We start from the raw sequence: 20989 nt of genomic DNA, 5'->3' as shown, positions 1-20989 counted from the left end.
GGCCTTTCTTTTCAATCACAGCTTTTGTTATTACCTTTAAGAAGTATCTCCAAAATGTCAATCCATGCCTCAAAGCCTTTTTCGAGTTCGTCTGGATCAATTTCGTCTTTAAATAGTTTTTCTTCCAGATATCCCTGCGAAACCCAGAGGATCAGTTGCTTAGCGATTGTCGGGGGAATATCCGCTCTTAAGCCCTTATAAACATTATTATGTTCTGATTTTAGTTCACTCGTATTAAAGCGTGGCTTTCGATAATTTTCAAGCTCTCTTCGGACGTGTTCCTTAACAAAACAATCGTTATCGAAGGCGGCGGTATAAGCGAACTTGTAAATCCACGGATATTCTTTGAATAGGGAAAGTCTGGTCTTCGCGTTTCGCCGCATCAACGAAAACATATCAGAGTCGCTCCCTTCCGCGGCGTAAGAAATTTCGTCCGCTTCGATAATGCTGTCTGATGCTAATCTAAAGATTTTCATATAGAGATTTTCTTTATTGGAGATATACTTGAACAGCACGCTTTTTGATATTCCGGCCGCCTCAGCAATATCCTTCATGGATGCTTTTTTATAACCGTGTTTTGCGAATATTTCACAGGCAGCGTTGATAATTTTATTCTGTTTTTCCTTTTCAAGTTTTTCAAATGTCATATTAATCCTAATTCCTTTAAATAGAATGCTATAATAACCGTGACCGAATCGGTCACGGTTATTATAGCATTGCTTATCCTTATTGTAAATACTTATTGTATAAAGTTTACCATCATTCCTTAGCGATGTTCAGGGCCTTCTTTTCACAGGAGATAGGTCCAGAAACCTTCCCTTGTCATGATGCGAAGTTATGTGACTGCTTTTGATTGCACAGAAAACTTTGCAAAAGACTTGACAAGTATACTTGGTAGATATATCATGTGTCTACCAAGTATACTTGTCAGATACATGATGGGAGGAAATAGTCATGAATAAAGAAGATGTTTTGGAAAGAAGTAGAGCTGAGAAAGTTGATGAAGGTATGCAGGAGGCGGAAAACAGAGGGCGGCGCATTGGAGAAATTGCGTTTTGTGGTGTGTTTATTTTTATTACCCTATTTAACTTTTTAAAAGGGCAACCTAATTATGCGCCAATGGCGATGCTTTGGGCCTTTCTCGCAGCGGAATCGTATCCAAAGTATCAGTTTTCAAAGAATAAATCCTATTTAGTTGCAACAATAGCGGGAACAGTAGCGTCAATTGCGTCTCTTGTTAGTTTCGTGATTTCAAATTTGGGGTAGGATAAATGGACGATAAACTTATCCTTAAGAATAATTTAAAAAAAATTAGAATAGAAAGCAAGCTGACTCAAAGTCAGCTTGCGGAACGCGTTGGTGTTTCCCGTAATACAATTAGTTCCATTGAAACAGGTCAGTTTAACCCAACAGCAAAACTTGCCCTGATCCTGGGCATCGCCTTAGATAAAAAGTTTGAGGATTTGTTTTATTTTGATTAACGTCCTTTAATCAGAGCGGCGAAACAAAACGGCTTTTGCCACGCCGTTTTGTTTTCTAATCACGTCATATCATCCCGCAGCGCGTCAATGATGTTTTCTTTTTTTAACTTGCTAACAGCATACAGCATGGTAATAAACACCACAAAGAGTACGGCAAACACGCTGATGGCCATACTGCCCCAGGGGAACACAAAATCGATATTATCCGTCCCACCGAAAACCATCCCTTTGTAAATCAGCCAGGAAGCGATGGCGGCGATGGGCAGCCCGAAGAGCAAGGCTCTCAGGCCATAAAAGGCACACTCAAAATTCATCATCTTTTGGAAATCGCGATCAGACATTCCAACCGAGCGGAGCATCGCAAGCTCCCGCCGGCGCAGCTTGATATTGGTAGAAATCGTATTAAATACATTGGCCACCGCAATCAATGAAATCATAATGATAAACGTATACGCAAAGACATTGGCAATGAAGATGTAATTGCGGCTCTCATCCAGCATTTTATAGGTATTATAGAGGTTGTAATCGGCGGTAATTCCCGCACCCTGAATCATCGTTTCCATTTCAGTCGTCGTCGGAGTGGGATTCGTTGAGCGAAAGGTCAAGCCCTTAACAGCCACATCAGATGCAGCGGTTTCAAACTGCTCTTTGAGCGAATAGGGGGCCATTACTCTAAAAAAGAAGGGACTCTCCGATCCGCTGTTTCCCGGCACCGGTAGTGTATCGGGCGGTACGGTCGCAACAAAGGTGATGCTGACGTTTTGTCCCGGTTCCGATGTTGGCGCGCCGTTTGTTGCGGGTGCAATGGTAAGATTCAGAGAAGTACGTGCGAACAGATCACTCATCTGATCAACCTCCGTGTTCGGGTCTGGCATCTTGGCAACGGCGATCAGTTTCGCATTTGGCCCGGTATAATCCGAGGCTGGTAAACCCAAGTCGCTAAGTATATTCAGATAGGTTGTGTCATCAAGAAACTGGAGGTCGACGGGCAGATTAACCGTTTCGTCCGGTACATGTGAACCCGCATTTGCCCAGTAATCGTCGGAAAGATCGCTGGCGTTGGCAGTGCATGAATACTTCATCAGCGCTTGATACGCGCTTTCATAAACACCGTCGGCGGTTTTTAGTTTGTCGTAAAGCGGTAGCATTTCGCGATCGTCCATATCCTGTGTGGCAAAGCCGATGTCATAGGTTGTAAAGGCGACTGACTGCTCGGCAGCCTGTTTCATATCGGTTACAAAAGTACTGGCTGAGATAAACAACACAACACTTAAACCCAGTGAGAGCACGATGCTGCGATAGCCTTTCTTGTTGCGCTTGAAATTCTTTAGGGCCAGGGTTCCCTCTAAACCGTAAAGACGTAGGGCCAGTTTTGAGGTTTTGACGGTTTTGGTTTCGACCTTGATCGCATTGGTCTGGCGAATACTCTCCATCACGGGAGTGCTTGCAGCCTTGCGGGCCGGGATATAGGCCGAAATCAGAATCGTAACCAGGCTAATCGCTGCCGCAACAACAATGACGGGGATCGACACAGTTAAGGTTAACGGGACGTTACTGTACATGACATTGCCAAAATTCCCGGCAACAACGGAAATCACCAGGCTGATACTGCCGATACCGACCATCACACCAATCGGGATGCCGATTACACCAATGCAAAGCCCTTCAAACAGCACCGAATTTCGCAGTTGCCTGGCGGTGGCTCCCACCGACGAAAGAATTCCAAATTGTCGGGTGCGTTCGTTCAGCGAGATGTTAAAGGCGTTATAAATCAGAAAAATCGAGCCGATCATGATGATAACGACCACAATGCCGCCAACTGCGTATAAAAACAGGTTAAAGATATTATCGTCTGAAAGACCCAGGAAGCGCAGCACATTATCATTTAAGACGTAAGTCCTTGCTCCGGCGGTGCTGTTTACGTAAGCCTGGATACGGCGGGGGTTTTTAAGTGTGACAAAGACGCTGACGCTGTCTGCTTGATCTTGGGGATCGGCTTTTGTGATTAAAGTATATCCGGGTGCGATCGATTCTTCAAAGCCGGGCCTTTGGTAGACTCCGACAACGGTGTAAGTGCGCTCTTCTTGAGGTACCAGCGTTTCGTCCCCGGCAGTGTACGGGTCGTGTTGACCGAGCTTCGCGTTGCCACTGATGCGGTTGCCGACAGCGAGTGAAAGCGTGTCATCGACTGCAAATTTAACACCCCCGTTGGCGGCGACGCTCCCCGAAACAAGAATCTCCCCGCTATTTTCCGGCAGCCGGCCGGAAATCAGGTTGATCGACAAGGTATCAAAGGCTTCGGGACGAAATCCAGCGATAAAAAGATACGGTTTGTCGGGGTTTTTACCGCCGTCAAGGGTGGCGTAGCCGATATTTTTAAAGGCTGCAGTGTTAGCGACACCCGCGTCGTGGCTTCGTTCCTGGGCAAAAGCAGCTGAGACGTCAAAAAACTCAACGTGCCAATCGCCGTATTTATGGGCGGCACCGTTGGCCAGATAGGAAAGCAGCGAAACGCCAAAGGTGGCAACAGCCGTGATCATAGCGGCGGACAGAATAACGCCGATAATTGTGACAATCGTTCGGGTCCGGCTTTTTATCATACTTTGCAGGGTGATTTTGTTAAAAATATTCATGGCCGTACCCGTTCATCGCGGACGACTTTACCGTCTGAGATGCCGATAATGCGGTCGGCTTGCAGGGCGATATTTTCGTCATGGGTGACAAGCAGCAGGGTCTGATGATATTTTTGATTGCTTAATTTAAGCAGCTTGATAATTTCATGGCCATTCCGGCTGTCCAAACTGCCCGTGGGTTCGTCGGCCAGCATCAGTGCCGGGGCGTTCATCAACGCCCGTCCGATCGAAACCCGCTGTTGCTGACCGCCTGAAAGCTGATTGGGTAAATGCGTTTGTCGGTCGTTAAGCCCCAGCAGCTTAAGCAAGTCATCAAGTCGTTCCTTGTTGACCTTACGCTTGTCCATTAGGATCGGCAGGGTGATGTTCTCGACCACATTCAGGGTGGGAATGAGGTTGTGAAACTGGTAGATCAGGCCAACCTGCCGCCGCCGGAAAATGGCCAGCTTTTCATTGTTTTGGGCATAGACATCCTGGTCATCTAAGAACACCTTGCCGCTGGTTGGCACATCGACGCCGCCGATGATGTGAAGCAATGTCGATTTGCCCGATCCGGATGAGCCGATGATTGCGGTAAACTCCCCCTTTTTAATTGTTAGCGAAACATGGTCCAGAGCAGTAACCTGGTTTTCGCCCTTACCGTAGACCTTGCATAAATTTTCAATTTTTAAAAACTCCATTATGTGAGTCTCCTTTCTGATGGTTTACCCATATAATAGCAGCTTTAACTTACAGCTCGGTGACTTTCAGGTGAGAGATTCGTCACTTTGGAAAACGAAGGGCAAAGATCGCGCCGCCCTGGGGGTGATTTTTGGCGGTAATCGTCCCGCCCTGCCGGGTGATAATCATCTTGCAAAGGGCCAGGCCAATCCCGTATCCGGTGGTGCTTTGGTTTTTGCCACGATAAAAGCGGTCAAACAGGTAGGGTAAATCGTCTGTTTTGAAGCCCGCACCGCTGTCATGGATGGTTATCTCGGTGAACAGTGGGTTATCCGAGCAGAGGATCTCAATCTTTCCGTTTTCGCCAGTGCTTTTATTAATTTGATCCGTGCGATTAATGCCATCAATGCTATCCATGCAATTTTTGAGGATGTTTTGAATGGCTTCCGCAAGCCAACCGGAATCACCCGGGATCATCAGCCCTTGCGGAGCGTCGATTTGCACATCAATTTTGTGCAGTTCGATGGGGATTAGCAGCGGGCGCAGCGCGGCGGCGATCAGGCTGCTTACATCGATGGGCTCGCTTTGAAACACCACAATGCCGGCGTCCAGGCGGGATAATTTTAGTAGGGAAGTCAGCAGCCAATCCATCTGCAGCAGCAATTCCTCGGTTTCCCGAAGAAAGGCTTGCCGCTGGTTTTTATCAGGGTTATTCGCTAACAATGACAGAATCAGATTTACGGAGGTCAGCGGGGTGCGGAGTTGGTGGGCGATATCGGCCAGGGAATCGGCAAGATGTTCTTTTTCTTTTTTCAAGGCGTCGTTTTGCTCCCGGATGCGCAGCGTCATTTTGGTGATTTCGCTGTGCAAAATGGAAAGTTCACCCTCATCCGATTCGCCAATATAGAGGTTGTCAGCATTATGAAGCACCTGATCGATTTGATCTGAAATCCGCGCAATGCTTTTGTAACGGGCTTTGGTAAAGGTAAAAAACGCGGTGCCAAAGGCGGCGGCAGAAACGGCGGCGAGGATTCCCGCCGCTGTATTGATGGTAAAGCCCAGCACCACTGTGATGGCGGCAATTAAGGTGAATACAAGGGTGAATTGCCGAAACTCTTTATTTCGAAGCATAGTCACCCCCCAATCGATACCCCGTCCCGCGAACGGTCAGAATGATTTGCGGGCTGGCGGGGTCGCTCTCAATCTTCTCCCGCAGGCGTTTGATGTAGACGGTTAAGGTATTGTCATTAACAAACTCGCCCGCGGCGTCCCACAATTCGTCAAGCAGCTGGTTTCTTGTGATAATATTTTTAGGATTGCTGATAAACACCAGCAGCAAGCGGTATTCTAAAGCTGAGAGAAAAACCTCGTTGCCGTTTTTTTTCACCAGGCCGCTGGCGGTATCGACATGAAGTCCGCGAATTTCAAAAGCCGAAGGTCCGCTTTTTCGTAGGGCGGTGCCAATGCGGGCAATTAATTCGCGGGGCCGAAACGGCTTGGTGATATAGTCGTCGGCGCCCATATTCAGCCCGGTAACAACACTCGCCTCATCGCCGGAAGCGGTCAGAAAGATAACCGGAATCGCTTGTGCTGCTTTGATTTCCGTGCAAACCGTAAAGCCATTTCCGTCAGGCAAAGAAATATCAACCAGCGCCAGGTCAAATTTATTTCCACCCAGGGCGGCCAGGGCGTCACTCCGGGTTGGGGCATGAGTGACGGTAAACCCCTCTGCACGGAGCAACAGGATCAGGTTTTTAGCGATGGCCTGATCGTCCTCAACCAAAAATATCCGTTTCATTTATTTTCACCATCCTTAATTTTACTGCGCCTCTATTGTATTTCTTTTGACGGAAATATTCAAGCACATGACAAGGGAGGCGCTTCGGGGTTTGTTATTTACGCGAAATATCTGGTCATCAATCTCAATCTGTGCCAACTTGGACGATTAATTGATTTCATAATCGGTAGGTCTGGGTAGTGGATGGATTTTCCATAATGCAACATTCGGCAAGAAGTACTTGAAAATAACAGAAGATCGAGGTAAGCTATGTAAAGTAGCTGTGTGTGAATAGATTACCAAAGAGCAGGGACTGAGGAGGAGCGTAAAATGTTTTTATTTATGACGATTCTAATGGGGTTATTAGGAATTTTATTTATTTTTTTAGGTTGGCGACTCTGGAAAAAAGAACAAATAACATTGATTCATGATTACCATTATACAAAGGTCGTGGAAGCAGATAAAAAGGCTTATACAGAAAAAATGGGAAAAGCAATGATCCTTATGGGTATAGGAATTTTTTTAACCGGATTATTATGCTTTCTTACTGACTCAGCGTATGGATGGATTGCTTTTGCAGTTTGTTTTACTGGCGGATTGGCCATTATGATTCATGCACAACTTAAATATAATCATGGAATATTTTAACAGCTTTCTCAAGTCATGAGGACCCGCAACCCCTTCTCAGCCTTAAAAAAACACCACTGACACAAGCGTCAGCGGTGTTTTTTAGGGGTGTGCCCGGCAATGCAGAAAGTGATGACGATTAAAATATCGATAAATATCTTGCAAAAGAACCGTCCCCTTGATTATTTCTGATTAGTCCAGATCTTTGATGGTACCATCGGGCAGGTACTGCATCAGGCGGACATCGGTAGATTCCTTGCCGGACTCGATGACCACAAAGGTCATATTAGCAAGTTGCGCGTTGCTATCAATCCAGGTACCACTGTTGGCATAGATTTTCTCTCGGTTGTAGCCGTCGCTAAAGGTGTTGTAAACCGGCACATGGGTATGACCAAAGATAACCACATCAACGCTGGGATCGATATTAAAATATTGGGTCACCGCTTGCTGGTCAGTATAGGTGGAGTCCTGATCCTTGTCCGTGGCGATGTTATAGGGCAGTTTTACGGCGACGCCATTGGCGGCCTGGAGGGCATCCCAACGCTGCTGCACATTGTTATAGAGGGGAGCATTGATGGTGCCATCCGGCTGGGTGGTCGGGAGCAGATCACTGAGGGCAAAGATGTCGTTGTAACCATCGACGTCAAGTTTAATGGTGGGTTCGGTGAAACCGGCGTTAATCGGGAAAGTCGCGATGGTTCCGGCCCAGGTCTGGTAATAGGCATAAGCGCCCAGCAGGTCGATATTATCGGCGGCCGGTGCAGCAACTTGCGGCAAGTCTTTGGCTGGTGCTGACATCCCTTCGGCAACCGAAGTGGCGGCGATCCGGGTAAAGAAATAACCGGGCGGCAAAATCGAAGGGTAATCGCCGGTGAAGTCTTTATTGGACAGCGAATCCGGGGCACAGAAGGTGTTGTAGCGGTGACCGTGTTCAATGACGATCTCGGTCCGCTCGCCGGTGCGATAGGTGCCCAGACCGGCGACATCGCGCACCTGCTTGATGCCGGGTATCAGTTCGGCCAGTATTGCATCAGTCAGCAGCAAATCATGGTTGCCGGGTACATAGGTGACCGTGATGCCGCTCTTAATCACTGTTTCAATCGCAGCGACGACATCGGCATTGTTTTCGGCTACTTTCGTGAAGAAAGCCTTGAGTTCCGTTGGTCCGCTATAGTCGGTCGGGACAAACCATTGATCAAAGAGGTCACCAGCGATGATCAGTTCATCAATCTCGCTGGCGGTGAGCGCATTCAAAAAAGTGATCAAGGCCGGTTTATTGGTGACGGTTTCTGAGAAACTGTCATCAACCCCCAGATGCAGATCGCTGATGACAACAATCCGTTTGGCGTCATGGGTTGCATTATTGTCCCATATAGGCAGTGCCTGGGCCTGACTGGCGGGTTTGGTACAGGCTGTCAGGGACAAAATCAGAAGGGCAACAAGGGTTAGAATCAGACCATGTTTTAACGATTTCATGTAAGCTCCTTTTTCTCTCGATTAAAATTTTCTCTTAATGATAGTAACAAGGGATGTCACAAAAAAATGCAGGTAAAAATTTATTAATTATAGCATATCCCCCGCAGAATAACAAGTGACACTCGGGGCCTTAAAGGGGGGCCGGTTGGTGTCAGCCACCGCACAATAATGTGATCAATGTCGGCCCCTGAATTGACGAACGCAAGGGGCAAGATCGCGTATGTCTGGGTGAATAAGACACAAGATCCATCCCCTTGATCGCAAAAAAGAACACCGTGAGAGTGTCCTTTTTTCATTTTGTGATCAGTTCAGATCATTTAGTTGAGCGCTAATGTGACTGCAGCGGCCATGATCGCAGCGGTAGCCGCATCGACTTCAGTTTGAAGATTGTCCCCCGTCATGCTATTAGTAGCAACAATGGTTTGGTAGTCGGCCCAAGATACAGCGCTATAATCAGCCGGATTGACAGCGGTCAAAGCGGCATTGTAAGCTGTTAAATCGGCAGTGATTTTGACAATCTTAATTTCGATCGCTTCCAAACGATAGCCGAGGTCGGTGGTGCCGGCAACTTCACCATTTTTTGACCAATCCATCCAGCCGATGTTTTGGACATGAACACGATACTGAATATCATATTTAGTTGAATCACTGCCAGTTAAATTAATTCTAATGGCCTCAAGCCGAAGCGATTGATTGGTTGTACCACTCAGTTCGCCATTGGCGACATAATCCTGCCAACCAATGTTTTGGATGTGGGTTGCGTATTCAACCCCGAGGTTGTCGTGAAAGCTGTTTATTTTAATCCCTTCGAGCCGCAGGGAACGGCCTTCGGTACCACTCAGTTCGCCATCGGTGGCATAATCCTGCCAACCAATATTTTCAATATGGGTTTGAGATAATTATAAAAATTCCAGCCTTCGGGATTCAGTAATTCAAACGGGTTGCCATATTTAGTGGCATAGTTTTTTGCTGTCGAGGGAATGTATCCGATGATCGTTGTTGTACTTAGGATAACCGATTCAAGGCTGTTTTGCAAAGGATTATCCTGAAACCAAAAAAAATCTCGATCGAATAGTGTCTCAATTAAAAAGCAGCGCTACATGACGAGGGGACATTTCGTTTGTTATGCCGTTAAATATCGGAAAATAGGTTGAACAAGAACAGGTAGCGACAGAAAAAAACAGCGACTCAAAGTTCGCTGTTTTTTTTGATTATCCGCTGATAACAAATGCGCTGTCAGGCTAGTATTTGTCGATGTCATCATCTAAATTGATCGTAAATTCGGACGGACGTGAACTGGTGGTTTTTATTGGTTGGAAAACTGTTTCCTTTTCGCTTGACCGCGATATACTTGAATGCGATGTGTTTGATTGCGATATGCTTGAATCCTTGATTTTAAAAGCAGCCACCATTTGCTTAAGCATTTCAGCCTGGCCTGACAGCTCTTCACTGGCGGCGGCGCTTTCTTCAGCGGTGGCCGAGTTGGTTTGAACGACCTCGGATACCTGCTCGATGCCCCGGTTGATTTGGGCGATTTCAGTGGCCTGGTCATTCGAGGCCTCGGCGATGTTGCCGACCAGATCGGTCACTTTTTGGATTTGAGTTAAGATCTCTTTGAGGCTTTCTTCGGTCTGATCGGCAATTTTACTGCCGGCATTAACCCTGTCAATGGAGCCTTCAATCAGACCGGTGGTTTCCTTGGCGGCTTCGGCGCTACGGGCGGCCAGGCTGCGGACCTCTTCAGCAACCACCGCAAAGCCCTTGCCATGCTGGCCGGCCCGGGCAGCTTCAACGGCAGCATTCAGAGCCAGAATATTGGTCTGGAAGGCGATGTCATCGATGACTTTGATGATCTTGGAAATGCTTTTTGAAGAGTCGTTAATCTCCACCATGGCGGTGACCATCTGCTGCATCTGATCATTGCCGACTTTGGCGTTACTTCGCACCTGCAGCGCCAGGTCATTGGCTTCATTGGCACTGATCGCGTTTTTCTTGGTTTCTGCGGTGACTTCTTCAATGGAAGCGGTTAGCTCTTGGATCGCACTGGCTTGTTCGGTGGTGCCCTGGGACAAAGCCTGACCGCCATCGGAAATTTGCTGAGAGCCGATTTCGACCTGACTGGCGGCAATATTAATGTCGGACATAGTGCTACTGAGATTGGCAGTGATGTCATTCAGTGCTATTTTAATGGCCTGGAAATCGCCCAGATAGTCCGCGGTGATGTGCTGATCGAGGTTCCCCCGGCCAATTTCTTCTAAAGGTATCGGTGATTTCACGGACATAGCGTTTGAGGAAGTCGACAGTTTGATTCATATTGTCCTTGATCAGGGTATAATCGCCTTGATAAGTACCCACCATCCCGGTGTCGAGGTTTCCCTGAGCCAGTTCGTTTAAGGTCGCTGATGCTTCCTGAACCGGTGCCACCACGGCATCAAGCGTGGCATTAACACCGTCAACAATCCGGGCGAAATCGCCCTGATGTTTACTGATATCCGCGCGAGTATCAAGGTTTCCGGCGATACCGGCCTGAGCCAGCATGCCAACGTCTGTCACCAGTGCTTTGATTGACCGTACACATTGATTGACGGAATCGCCGATAAGCAAGAAGGTCTCATAGGTCGTTTGAGTATCGGCATCACAGTCGGCAAGCTCAATTAAAACATCGGTATTACCATGGGAAAGTTTGGTGAGTTCGGTTATCAGCTTTTGTGTTTCATTTTGCTGATAGTCCGAGATTTTTATCATTCGTCGTTCTTCTGTGCGGATGGCCGTGAGATCGGTGATAAATTCCATCGCGCCTATAATATTCCCCGAATGATCGGTGATTGGCAACCCGGTATAAGAAATATCGAGATCTAAACCATTGGGATGCGCATCCGTTTCGCTGGTTACGGTATGACCGGTACGCATTGCTCGGGTACAGGCACAATTTTCCGAATGGCAATCAGATGTTTTAAAAAGATGGTGACAAGGCTGACCGAGCGCTTCTTTTTTGGAAAGCCCCGCCGTTTGAGCACCGGAATCATTCATATAGAGAATTTCGAAGTCATTATTAATGATAAAAACCGGGTTGGGCATGACATCGATGTAGCCAACCAGGGCACCCAGCATCGCATTAACCCCGCCAACAATTTCTTTAAATCCGCCCTTAAAGGCATCCGCCGTACCGCGGGTATCCAGACGTCCTTCCACCGCGGCCTGGGATAGCATGGTTGATTCGCTAATCAGATCCCGGATGGTTGCGATGGTTTTTATAAGCGCTGGTGAGATTTCGTCCCGATCATCCTTGACTTCAATCATCGCCGAAACATCACCTTCGGAAATCTGGTTCATGGTCGCAATCACCACATTTTGCAGATCATCGGCCAGTCCGTCCATGGCCATGGCCATCTGGCCGATTTCATCGCGGCTATCCATATTCAGTCGCGCACCCAAATGACCCAGTCGCATTTCTTTGATCATATACTCCGCTTTTTTAAGCAGACGACTGATAACCGTACTGAGGAGAAACCCCAGGGACAGGGCCATCAGAACGCCAATCACCATCAAGGCTGTCATAGTTGTCACGGTGTTGTTTGTCTGGTTATGGTTGGCCTCGGACAGTACTTGGCCATCCTCAATCGTCATATTGTGGAGTTTTTCCAGGGCATCTTGTTCGGCCTGCGAGGCCATCCCGGCGGCCCCGGTAGTTGCGATCCGGGCCAGCGCTTCGGCGTCCTGATTCTGGCGGGCCAAGGCCATCACGGTTTCCAGCTCCGTGATATAAACCTTCCGGGAATCGAGAAACTGCAGATACAGTTGTTGCATCTCATCATCAAGAATGTTCTGTTTAAAGGATTCTGATAATTGAGTGATTTTTTCACGGCTGGCAGCAATTTTTTCGCCATTTTCCGCAATGATTGCGGGATCATTGGCGATGATCATATCTCTGATATAGCTATTAATCTTGCCAAACTCAATACCCATATCTCCACTTGCCGAGGTTGGCAGCGTCACGTGTTCATACAGGTTCGTACTCGATGCATCCAACGCTTTTATATTTGTGATCCCCACATAGCCGATAATACCGACGAGGACTGTTACCAGCATAAATCCGGCCAAAAGCTTTGTTCTGATCTTCATGTTGTAAAACCATTTCATTTTTAGACTCTCCCATCATAAACACTTAAATTATAATAATTCTAAACTAAAGCGATTTAATAATCAAGTCGATTATGTAAAATTCATGTAAATTTCGTTCTTTTAATTTAAATTTACTGCTCATAATAAATAAAACCATCCTGACCTGTGTCATTAGCGGGCTGATTTTACTGATGATTGGGGATGTGCTGCTTTAAACTGCGTCAACTAAAAAAGCAGCGGCTCAAGGCTCGCTGCTTTCAGGGCTCTAACCGGGGTAATGCCATTTCCCCAAACTCTCGAGCGCCGGTGACACGGTAGTCATGGAGTTCCAGATCGGTTCCAAACACCAGTTTGACCTGGCTGTTGGTAAAATTGGTGGCGGTTTCCAGGAGGTAACATCTTAGTAAAATAATAAAAGAATTGTTTTTTATCCAATTTTTGGCTTCCAATAACGAGAACCGTTTGCTTCACGGCATAATAACCCATTATCAATAAGGTCGCGCCTAAGTATGAAATAATCTCCGAAAGTATGCCATTCTTCACAAATGGAGTTTACCTCTTTTTCGGTATAATTACGGTTTGCTTCAAATTTATCGGCTAAATAGCAGAGCGTTGCAACTCTGAAGATCTTCTTTTGAGATAACTGGGTGATTTTTCCGGAATCATCAAGAAAATTGCTTATTTTAATTTTTTGTTCCAAATTCATTTTCTCCTTATCGTTTTGCATGATTTCCCTGCCATGAAATAATTGTAGCCCTTAGTCACAGGTTTTTCAATAAACGCTCCGTAGAGTTACCAATCTATTTGCTTATGACAAAGGGACGTTTCGTTTGTTGTGCTGTCAAAAATGTGGTATGCTGACAAAAACAACAGGAGGTGAAAGCAGCAATGGCAAGACAAGCGCGGGTCAAAAGCACAACGGGGATTTATCATGTCCTGCTAAAAGGTCTGGATGAACATAATCTTTTTTTGGATGATTCGGATCGGTCAATTTTTATGGAAAAGCTGAACAAAACTAGAGAAACCGGCGGGTTTCAGCTGTATGCCCATTGTCTTGTGGATAACCATGTGCATCCATTAAAATAAAGGAGTGAATAAATGAAACGAATTCTTGTGGTAGAAGATGATATGATGCTGAATTCAGGCTTATGCTATAACCTTGAATTAGATCATTATCAAGCCGTTTTTGCATATGACACTGCTATGGCTCTGGAAAAAATAAAGGATGAACCATTCGATTTGATTGTTCTGGACGTGAATCTTCCCGATGGCAGCGGATTTGACCTATGCAAGAAAATCAAGGCAATGCAGAAAGTTCCAATTGTGTTTCTGACTGCCCGTGATCTGGAAAGCGATGTGATGGCAGGCTTTGAACTGGGTGCGGATGACTACATTACCAAGCCTTTTAGCATCAATATTTTCCGCAAAAAAGTAGCGGTTATTTTGAAGCGGTCAGGGAAATCGGTTGATAAAGATACCTATGTGTGCGGCGAACTTACCATAGATTTTGATAAGATGGTCGCCGTTGTAAAGGGTGAGTCGGTTATTTTTACACCGACCGAATATAAAATGTTGAGGATTTTCACAAACAACCCCAATATCCTACTCACGAGACAGATACTCCTCGAAAAACTGTGGGATTATGAAAGCAATTTTGTCGATGAACACACCTTGACTGTTAATATAAATCGCCTGCGCAGTAAAATTGAAACAGAGGACAAGAAATATATCAAAACGGTTTACGGCATGGGCTATCTATGGGCTGGTGATAAGGGATGAAAAAAGACTTATCCACAAATGGCCTTTTCATCGGCAGCGGCACGGCTTTTGCAATTATTACAGGGTGTTTTATTACTGTGATCTTCGTTTATTCCGAGGATTGGATAATAAAGGGCGCTGCAATCGTCTTTTCACTGCTGTTTTTTTTATTGGGCATTACCTTGATTCTGGTGCTGCGAAAAAAACTGCTTGCTTTTTCGGAATCGCTAAATGTTTGTATTGACGACATTGTAAATGGAAAAAATGAGGTGGATTTTGACCTGGAATCGGAAACTTTAACGGGCAAATTCAATTACAAGCTCAAACGATTATATGAAATCATGGAGCGAAATAGCAATCAAACCAAAATAGAGAAGAAGGCTATTCAGGAGATGATCTCCGACATTTCCCATCAGGTTAAAACGCCGGTGGCGAACCTGAAAATGTATAATTCGACCCTCTTGGAAAGGCCCCTTTCACCTCAAAAACAACGAGAGTTCCTTTCGATCATGGAAACGCAGATCAACAAGTTGGACTTTCTCATGCAATCGATGGTGAAAATGTCAAGGCTGGAAACGGGTGTCATTGCGCTCGCCATTCAGTCCGCGCCATTGTACGATACAGTGGGACTTGCCCTTGGCAGTATTGTCCTACCTGCCGAAAAAAAGAATATTGAAGTCTCCGTAGATTGCGACCGGTCCCTCGAAGTGCCGCATGATAAGAAATGGACAGCTGAAGCCTTATTTAATATTTTGGATAATGCCGTCAAGTACACTGCGCCAGGCGGTAAAATAGCTGTAGTTGTTGAGCGCTGGGAAATGGCGACTAAGATTGATATTTCCGATACTGGGAAGGGAATTCCCGAACAGCATCTGGCACAAATCTTCAAACGTTTTTATCGAGAGGATGATGTTCACAACATCGACGGGATCGGTATCGGACTTTATTTGTGCCGTGAAATCATTACCCGTCAGGGCGGCTACATTCAGGTAAAGTCTGAATTAAACAGAGCTTCGACATTCTCCGTGTTCCTTCCCAATGAAAGGCAGCTGTGATAGCTGTCTTTTTGCTATCCAGAATGAAATATCTCAAAACTGTGACAATTGATTTTAAAATTGAGATCATTGAGAGACATTTACCCGGTATGATGAAAGAATAAACCAAAAACAGGAGGCATTATAATGAGTATATTGAGCACCAACGAACTGAAAAAATATTATGGCAGCAAACCGAACCTTGTTAAGGCACTCGATGGTGTCGGGTTGAATGTGGAGCAAGGAGAATTTGTAGCGATTGTAGGCACCTCCGGCAGCGGCAAATCGACTCTGTTGCATATGCTGGGAGGCTTGGATAACCCGACTTCCGGCAGCGTAGATGTAGACGGAAAAGAATTATCAAAGATGAGCGACGAGCAGCTCACGATTTTTCGTCGGCGGAATATTGGCTTTATTTTTCAGAACTACAATCTTGTCCCGACCTTAAATATTTACGAGAATATCGTCCTGCCAATCAGGCTCGATGGAGAAAAGCCCGATAACGAATTTATTGACAAAATTGTTCGAGCGCTTGGTTTGACTGAAAAGATTAATGGCATGCCCAACAACCTTTCGGGGGGGCAGCAGCAACGGGTTGCGATTGCGCGCGCGCTGGCAACAAAGCCTGCCATCATCCTGGCCGATGAGCCAACCGGAAATCTGGACAGCAAGACCAGTCAGGAAGTTTTGGGGCTTCTGAAAATAACAAGTCAGCAATTCCATCAAACCATCGTGATGATTACGCATAACAGCGAGATCGCACAACTTGCAGATCGGATTATTCGCATTGAGGATGGCAGAATCGTTGCGTGAGGGGAGATAGCGATGTTTCGGAATAATAATAAAGAAATTGTAAAGAGTTTAGCGGCAAATGGCCTAAAAAAGAATCGGAACCGAAATATGGTCATGGTGATCGCTATTTTTTTGGCAACGGTTTTGATTTCCTTTGTCTTAACGGCGGGGTTAAGTTTTTTTACAACGATGTACGAGTCATCCCAAGCAGCACCGGGACCAGGGGCAGACGGAGCCTTGATTGGTACCAGAGAAAATTATGATAAGGCGCTTGCTAACAGCCAGGTCGAATGGGCGGATTTTGTGAGTAAATGCAGTACAACCTCCTTGCATAATAACGACTTTGCAGGGATTCAGACAGAACTGCTTGCACCCGATGAAAGTTTTTATACTCACAACTACATTGCGTTGATACAGGGTGTTTTTCCAAAGACAAAAACACAGATTTTAATATCAGATACACTGGCACAAAAAATGGGGATAAAAGAACTCGGCACGGAAATAGCCCTACAGGTTGTAGTACTGCAGAATGCCGAAGAGCAGGAGCAAGAAATTCCTTTCGAGGTATGTGGAATTTATAAAAATCCTTTAGCTAATATAAGCGGCAGCTATGAGGAAATTTACACTGTGCCAGATTTTATTGAAACGTACAATCCCGAAATGCCAAAAAATAATAACGCGATTTATGTTAAGCTGAATAATCTAAATCCTTTTTTGCTAAAAAGCGATGTTTACAGTAAACTATCGGAGCTTGGGGAGGTGACTCACGCAGATGCGATTCAGACAAAAAATTATTCAACCTTCGCCTATTCGCTAGTTATGGCTCTGCCATTGCTTCTTTTTATAGTGTTGATAATGATGAGCGGGTATTTTCTGATCCATAATGTTTTTGCGATCTCGGTAACGTCCGATGTTCGGTGGTTTGGGATGATGAAAACCATTGGCACGACCAAAAAGCAACTCAAATCGATTTATATGAGACAGGTGCGGATATTAGCTTTGATTGGTATTTCTTTCGGGGCTCTAGCCGGATACGCTGTTGGTCTGTTACTGGCTCCGGAAATTATCCGTATGACCGATTATTATCTTTACTATAAAGCGCCAAATTTGTGGCTTGTTCTCTTGCTTGCAATCTTATTTTCATGGCTAACTGTTTGGATCAGTTGTTCGAGAACCCTGAGAACAGCCGCTTCATTTTCTCCGATTGAAGCGGCACGCTATACCCCGCGCCATAAGAATAAAGCATTTACGGTTATTTCCTTTGCACTGAGCGGAATTGTTTTTCTGACGGTCTGTAATGTGAGTTTTGGATTCCAAGTGGAAAACATGGTGGATCGGTATAATCAAAATGATAGCCGGATTTACCACACCGCTAATTTTTGGACTTTGGATGAACCCTATAACCCGATTACGGAGGAACTGAATACTGAAATAGAAAAGCTTTCATTTGTAAAGCGGACAGATGTAATCTATCGGGCAAAAACGAGGCCGGACTTGATAGAAGGTCTTTCGCAAAGAATGTATGAAAGCTTTCTTGCCGAAGTCAAACTGGATGGAAAGCTTAAACAGGAAATCGAGGCGATCGCCGAGGTGCAAGGAGAGACTGGCATTGTGCAACTTTTGCCAAACGGGAACATCAAGCTGGAAATCAGCGGATTGCCTGCTCAGCGGTTAGAGCAGGAAGCAAAATACCTGAAGATTTTGGATGGGGAGATAAATATAGAAAAATTTAAATCAGGTGACTATATTTTGTATCAAGATATTGATTACTTAAATATAACCGACCAGGAGGTTGATACAGACACAAAAATTCATGCCGGCGATGTTATGGAACTATCGTTTTATGAGGACTCAACCGACACATACCATATAAAAGAAGTGACAGTAATGGCCGTGATTGAAAAAGATGATCGATATGGTACGGGTGATATTAGTTACAATAATATAGTGTTGCCAGATACGCTCTTTCAATCAATTTATCCTAATTACAATGAGCGCATAGCGAGCATTCAAATCGTCGCAAAGGCCGGTTTGAATCAGCAACAAATAGAAGCGATTACGAATTTAGTAAAGAAAGAGCATAACACACAGATCCGCATGGATTCGCGATACGAGGACAGAAATTACTATACACATCAAAAAACATCGATTATGATTTTAGGTTTTTTCTTGGCCCTGATATTAGGTATAATTGGTATATCCAATATGGTCAATACACTGATTACGGATACCCTTGCACGTAAAAAAGAAGTGCTCATTTTCCAGGCGGTGGGAATGACCAGAAAGCAGCTATGGAAAGCTCTTTTTAAAAAGAATTTATTTCTTTGCTTCAGTTCAGCAATAATTGTTTTAGTGGCGGGCTGTTATATTACCGTGGCCGTGGCATCAGCCTCTATGTTTACCGGGTTTAATGGGATGTTGTTTGGCGTCAGTTTTTTCCTCCTTATAGCATTTATGGTGGTATTGTGTGCAGTACTGGCTACCATCATGACCCGACAACTAAATAAGAAGTCTGTCGTCGAAAGATTGAGAGAAATTGAGTAAGCAAAAAAGGGCATCCGATATGAAAAGGTAATTGAAAATACAATTCGGGAAGTTACTGCAAAAATTATGGGGTTTCATACCTCACAAGAGGGGGCGCCATTATCATTTTTCAGAATGGACACCTTCGGCCTGATCGCGATGATAACAAGGCAGTGTTTTCAAATCCCTTACAACGCTAGAAATTAGAGGAATGAGATTGACATAATAAATAACTATCGATAAAATAAAGAATAATTGGATACTAACTGAATTTTTTTAGGAGGAATAAGAATGAATCGTCAGGAAATAGTAGCGATGATTGAAAAGAATGCGCTGGAAACAAGTTTACGGGATGATATCTGCGCAAGGAGTACATTGTATGGTTTAAAAACCTACTTTGACTTTATTCCGGAGGAAATGATCACAGCGGCAATGTCTTTGGTTGGTGGATGCGGAAGAGCCAATGGTTCGTGTGGAGCTTATGTTGCCGGAATGCTTGCAATTGGAGCCAATTTTAATCCAACGATTGAAGAAGAACTGGCGAACCCTGAAGAGCTTAATGAGCTCAGACAAAGAGGGTTTGAAAAGTTACTGGAGTATCGGGATACATTTTATCAAGAATATAAAACCACCCTATGTCCGGAAATACATAAACAACTTTTTGGTCGAAGCTTCGATCTAATGGATGATAAGGAAGATGCAGAGTATTTAAACGTTCCCGGTCACGTTGAAAAATGTAGCACCGTTGTAAAGAATGCGGCCCGTATGGCAGCGGAGATTATGTTGGAAGACGAAGCTTACTAGACTGATGTATTTTTGCGAACTGAACATAGCAAATGAAGCGTCCCCAGGTCATTATGATGTAGGGACGCCGGGGAAATATGTGATAGAGAAGATTATACGGAGGATTTCATAACAAGAGAATAGTTGTTGTCTCGATGAAATTTGCATAACGAGCTTTAACTTGGCCGGTCAGGGAAATTAGTCTTAATTTGATATTGGGATCATCAAAGACGATATTGATTATATCTTTGCGTTCAAATAAATCGATAGCCCGTTTTAATTGAAATCCGGCTAATCATTCTTTACCGGATACTTTAATGTCCCCGTTTCGAGTTTCCAATTCGATGGCTATTTCAGGCGAAGTACCGATGGTTCCGACAGCGGTGGTGTCGGTAACGGTAAGCTGGTCTGAGAATGAGGTGTTGATCGAACCTTCTTTCGTTGTTGCAAAAAATTTGAACGTAAGTGTATCAGGAAAGGTTACCGTAAGCGTTCCGTTTTTGGAGTATGCGGAAATATCATTGGTCACATCAGCAAAGGAAACAGCGATGGAACCCTCTCCGGAGGCATTAAAAGAACCCGAACCATGAAGATCAGAAGCGGTCAGATTGCCACCCTTTGATTGATAGCTGACGATTCCATTTATCTGGTTCATTGTAGTTTCGGCGTTGGTAGTCTGTATGTTTAAACGATCGGCATCGATGTTTTCAAAATTCAAACTGCCATTTGTACTGGTAATCCTGATATTAGATGCCTTTACATTTGATACTTTCACCACACCGTTTGTAGTATCAACATCAAACACACCCGATAAATTCAGACCAATTTCCGAATGTATGGTTCCGCTTGTGGAGTGTAGGGATATGCTGTCGGTATAGTTCGGCGGAATATAAATTTCAACGTACGATTCAAAACTGGAGCGGTTTGGCCGATCGCCCTCAGTAATTAGCAGTTCATCGCTTTGGGTGGAGGCTCTGGCATAATAGCTCGGTTTGTCTTCGTTCATGTACTCCTTTAAGATCACCTTGTCATTATCACTTTCCAAAACATGAATATCTTCTGCGTCATAACCAAGCCGAAGGCTCCCAAAATCTTCGGTATCGAATGTAAGCGTGTTGACGAGAGCAGTCGCTTTCTGTTCACCACACCCGGTTAAAATCCCCATCAGTAAAGTACTTATACAGGCAAATGAAATTAGATTGCGTTTCATAAAAATCTATCTCTTGTATGCGCTAACCAGGTTATCCATGCATACCCTTTGTTGATAAATAGATGACTGGCTGCGTCAAATATCAATTTCATGCTACTTTCCATCGCATTCGC

At 45.0% G+C, this 20989-nt stretch carries 20 protein-coding genes and 1 pseudogene; 9 read left to right on the top strand and 12 right to left on the bottom strand.

Annotated features, from left to right (window positions below; translation table 11 throughout):
* Nucleotides 1–11: 11 nt before the first annotated feature.
* Nucleotides 12–647: a TetR/AcrR family transcriptional regulator gene (locus tag ACIZ62_RS18410; protein ID WP_414150871.1), complete on the bottom strand. Its 636-nt coding sequence runs from the start codon at nt 645–647 to the stop codon at nt 12–14.
* Nucleotides 648–954: 307 nt separating this feature from the next.
* Between ACIZ62_RS18410 and ACIZ62_RS18405 the strand changes: the two genes are divergently transcribed.
* Both ACIZ62_RS18405 and ACIZ62_RS18400 read left to right on the top strand, forming a co-directional pair.
* A complete protein-coding gene (locus ACIZ62_RS18405; protein WP_414150870.1) occupies nt 955–1266 on the top strand; it encodes a DUF6442 family protein in 312 nt (103 codons plus the stop codon).
* Between the two features lie 5 nt (nt 1267–1271).
* A complete protein-coding gene (locus ACIZ62_RS18400) occupies nt 1272–1481 on the top strand; it encodes a helix-turn-helix transcriptional regulator (RefSeq protein WP_414150869.1) in 210 nt (69 codons plus the stop codon).
* A 59-nt stretch (nt 1482–1540) separates the two neighbouring features.
* Here ACIZ62_RS18400 and ACIZ62_RS18395 read toward each other — a convergent pair whose 3' ends face one another.
* The 4 genes from ACIZ62_RS18395 to ACIZ62_RS18380 all read right to left on the bottom strand — a co-directional run bounded on the left by ACIZ62_RS18395 (nt 1541) and on the right by ACIZ62_RS18380 (nt 6572).
* Nucleotides 1541–4114 carry an ABC transporter permease gene (locus ACIZ62_RS18395; RefSeq protein WP_414150868.1) on the bottom strand — a complete coding sequence of 858 codons (2574 nt, stop codon included), beginning with the start codon at nt 4112–4114 and terminating at the stop codon, nt 1541–1543.
* Nucleotides 4111–4794: an ABC transporter ATP-binding protein gene (locus tag ACIZ62_RS18390; RefSeq protein WP_414150867.1), complete on the bottom strand. Its 684-nt coding sequence runs from the start codon at nt 4792–4794 to the stop codon at nt 4111–4113. Before ACIZ62_RS18390 ends, ACIZ62_RS18395 begins: the two co-directional genes overlap by 4 nt.
* Before the next feature lie 82 nt (nt 4795–4876).
* Nucleotides 4877–5905 carry a sensor histidine kinase gene (locus ACIZ62_RS18385; protein ID WP_414150866.1) on the bottom strand — a complete coding sequence of 343 codons (1029 nt, stop codon included), beginning with the start codon at nt 5903–5905 and terminating at the stop codon, nt 4877–4879.
* Complete coding sequence (locus ACIZ62_RS18380) at nt 5892–6572, bottom strand: response regulator transcription factor (protein WP_414150865.1); 681 nt, start codon at nt 6570–6572, stop codon at nt 5892–5894. The genes ACIZ62_RS18385 and ACIZ62_RS18380 overlap by 14 nt, the downstream gene beginning before the upstream one ends.
* 309 nt (nt 6573–6881) lie before the next feature.
* Here ACIZ62_RS18380 and ACIZ62_RS18375 point away from each other — a divergent pair, with 309 nt between their 5' ends.
* Nucleotides 6882–7199 (top strand): DUF3784 domain-containing protein, encoded by a 318-nt coding sequence (locus ACIZ62_RS18375; protein WP_414150864.1) that lies wholly within the window; start codon nt 6882–6884, stop codon nt 7197–7199.
* A 171-nt stretch (nt 7200–7370) separates the two neighbouring features.
* Here the strand turns inward: ACIZ62_RS18375 and ACIZ62_RS18370 are convergent, their stop codons facing one another.
* From ACIZ62_RS18370 to ACIZ62_RS18345, 6 genes and pseudogenes are all read right to left on the bottom strand, one after another.
* Nucleotides 7371–8654 (bottom strand): metallophosphoesterase, encoded by a 1284-nt coding sequence (locus ACIZ62_RS18370; protein ID WP_414150863.1) that lies wholly within the window; start codon nt 8652–8654, stop codon nt 7371–7373.
* A gap of 317 nt (nt 8655–8971) precedes the next feature.
* The gene (locus tag ACIZ62_RS18365; protein WP_414151876.1) at nt 8972–9496 is read right to left on the bottom strand and encodes a hypothetical protein; all 525 of its coding nucleotides are present in this window, start codon (nt 9494–9496) and stop codon (nt 8972–8974) included.
* A complete protein-coding gene (locus ACIZ62_RS18360; RefSeq protein WP_414150862.1) occupies nt 9493–9690 on the bottom strand; it encodes a hypothetical protein in 198 nt (65 codons plus the stop codon). Before ACIZ62_RS18360 ends, ACIZ62_RS18365 begins: the two co-directional genes overlap by 4 nt.
* Nucleotides 9691–9895: 205 nt before the next feature.
* Nucleotides 9896–12794, bottom strand: a pseudogene (locus tag ACIZ62_RS18355) (methyl-accepting chemotaxis protein).
* 239 nt (nt 12795–13033) lie between these two features.
* Nucleotides 13034–13225: a hypothetical protein gene (locus tag ACIZ62_RS18350; protein ID WP_414150861.1), complete on the bottom strand. Its 192-nt coding sequence runs from the start codon at nt 13223–13225 to the stop codon at nt 13034–13036.
* Complete coding sequence (locus ACIZ62_RS18345) at nt 13204–13503, bottom strand: DUF2087 domain-containing protein (RefSeq protein WP_414150860.1); 300 nt, start codon at nt 13501–13503, stop codon at nt 13204–13206. The genes ACIZ62_RS18350 and ACIZ62_RS18345 overlap by 22 nt, the downstream gene beginning before the upstream one ends.
* Nucleotides 13504–13664: 161 nt before the next feature.
* On the opposite strand from ACIZ62_RS18345, the gene ACIZ62_RS18340 reads away from it, so the two are divergent.
* The 6 genes from ACIZ62_RS18340 to ACIZ62_RS18315 all read left to right on the top strand — a co-directional run bounded on the left by ACIZ62_RS18340 (nt 13665) and on the right by ACIZ62_RS18315 (nt 19687).
* Nucleotides 13665–13862 carry a hypothetical protein gene (locus ACIZ62_RS18340; RefSeq protein WP_414150859.1) on the top strand — a complete coding sequence of 66 codons (198 nt, stop codon included), beginning with the start codon at nt 13665–13667 and terminating at the stop codon, nt 13860–13862.
* Nucleotides 13863–13874: 12 nt separating this feature from the next.
* On the top strand, nt 13875–14555 hold the full coding sequence (locus ACIZ62_RS18335; RefSeq protein ID WP_414150858.1) for a response regulator transcription factor: 681 nt from the start codon (nt 13875–13877) through the stop codon (nt 14553–14555).
* Nucleotides 14552–15589, top strand: a complete 1038-nt coding sequence (locus tag ACIZ62_RS18330) for a sensor histidine kinase (protein WP_414150857.1) — start codon at nt 14552–14554, stop codon at nt 15587–15589. Before ACIZ62_RS18335 ends, ACIZ62_RS18330 begins: the two co-directional genes overlap by 4 nt.
* Nucleotides 15590–15715: 126 nt before the next feature.
* Entirely contained in the window at nt 15716–16381 is a 666-nt protein-coding gene (locus tag ACIZ62_RS18325) for an ABC transporter ATP-binding protein (protein ID WP_414150856.1), read from the top strand.
* A gap of 12 nt (nt 16382–16393) precedes the next feature.
* A complete protein-coding gene (locus ACIZ62_RS18320; RefSeq protein ID WP_414150855.1) occupies nt 16394–18904 on the top strand; it encodes an ABC transporter permease in 2511 nt (836 codons plus the stop codon).
* Nucleotides 18905–19174: 270 nt separating this feature from the next.
* Nucleotides 19175–19687, top strand: coding sequence for a C-GCAxxG-C-C family protein (locus ACIZ62_RS18315; protein WP_414150854.1), 513 nt, complete (start codon nt 19175–19177; stop codon nt 19685–19687).
* A gap of 274 nt (nt 19688–19961) precedes the next feature.
* Here ACIZ62_RS18315 and ACIZ62_RS18310 read toward each other — a convergent pair whose 3' ends face one another.
* The gene (locus tag ACIZ62_RS18310) at nt 19962–20876 is read right to left on the bottom strand and encodes a DUF4097 family beta strand repeat-containing protein (RefSeq protein ID WP_414150853.1); all 915 of its coding nucleotides are present in this window, start codon (nt 20874–20876) and stop codon (nt 19962–19964) included.
* Nucleotides 20877–20989: the final 113 nt, after the last annotated feature.

Source organism: Acetobacterium carbinolicum (assembly GCF_047456275.1).
Taxonomy (GTDB): Bacteria; Bacillota; Clostridia; order Eubacteriales; family Eubacteriaceae; genus Acetobacterium; species Acetobacterium carbinolicum.
Note: the sequence above shows the minus strand (reverse complement) of the source record. Positions and strands in the feature narration are given on the sequence as shown.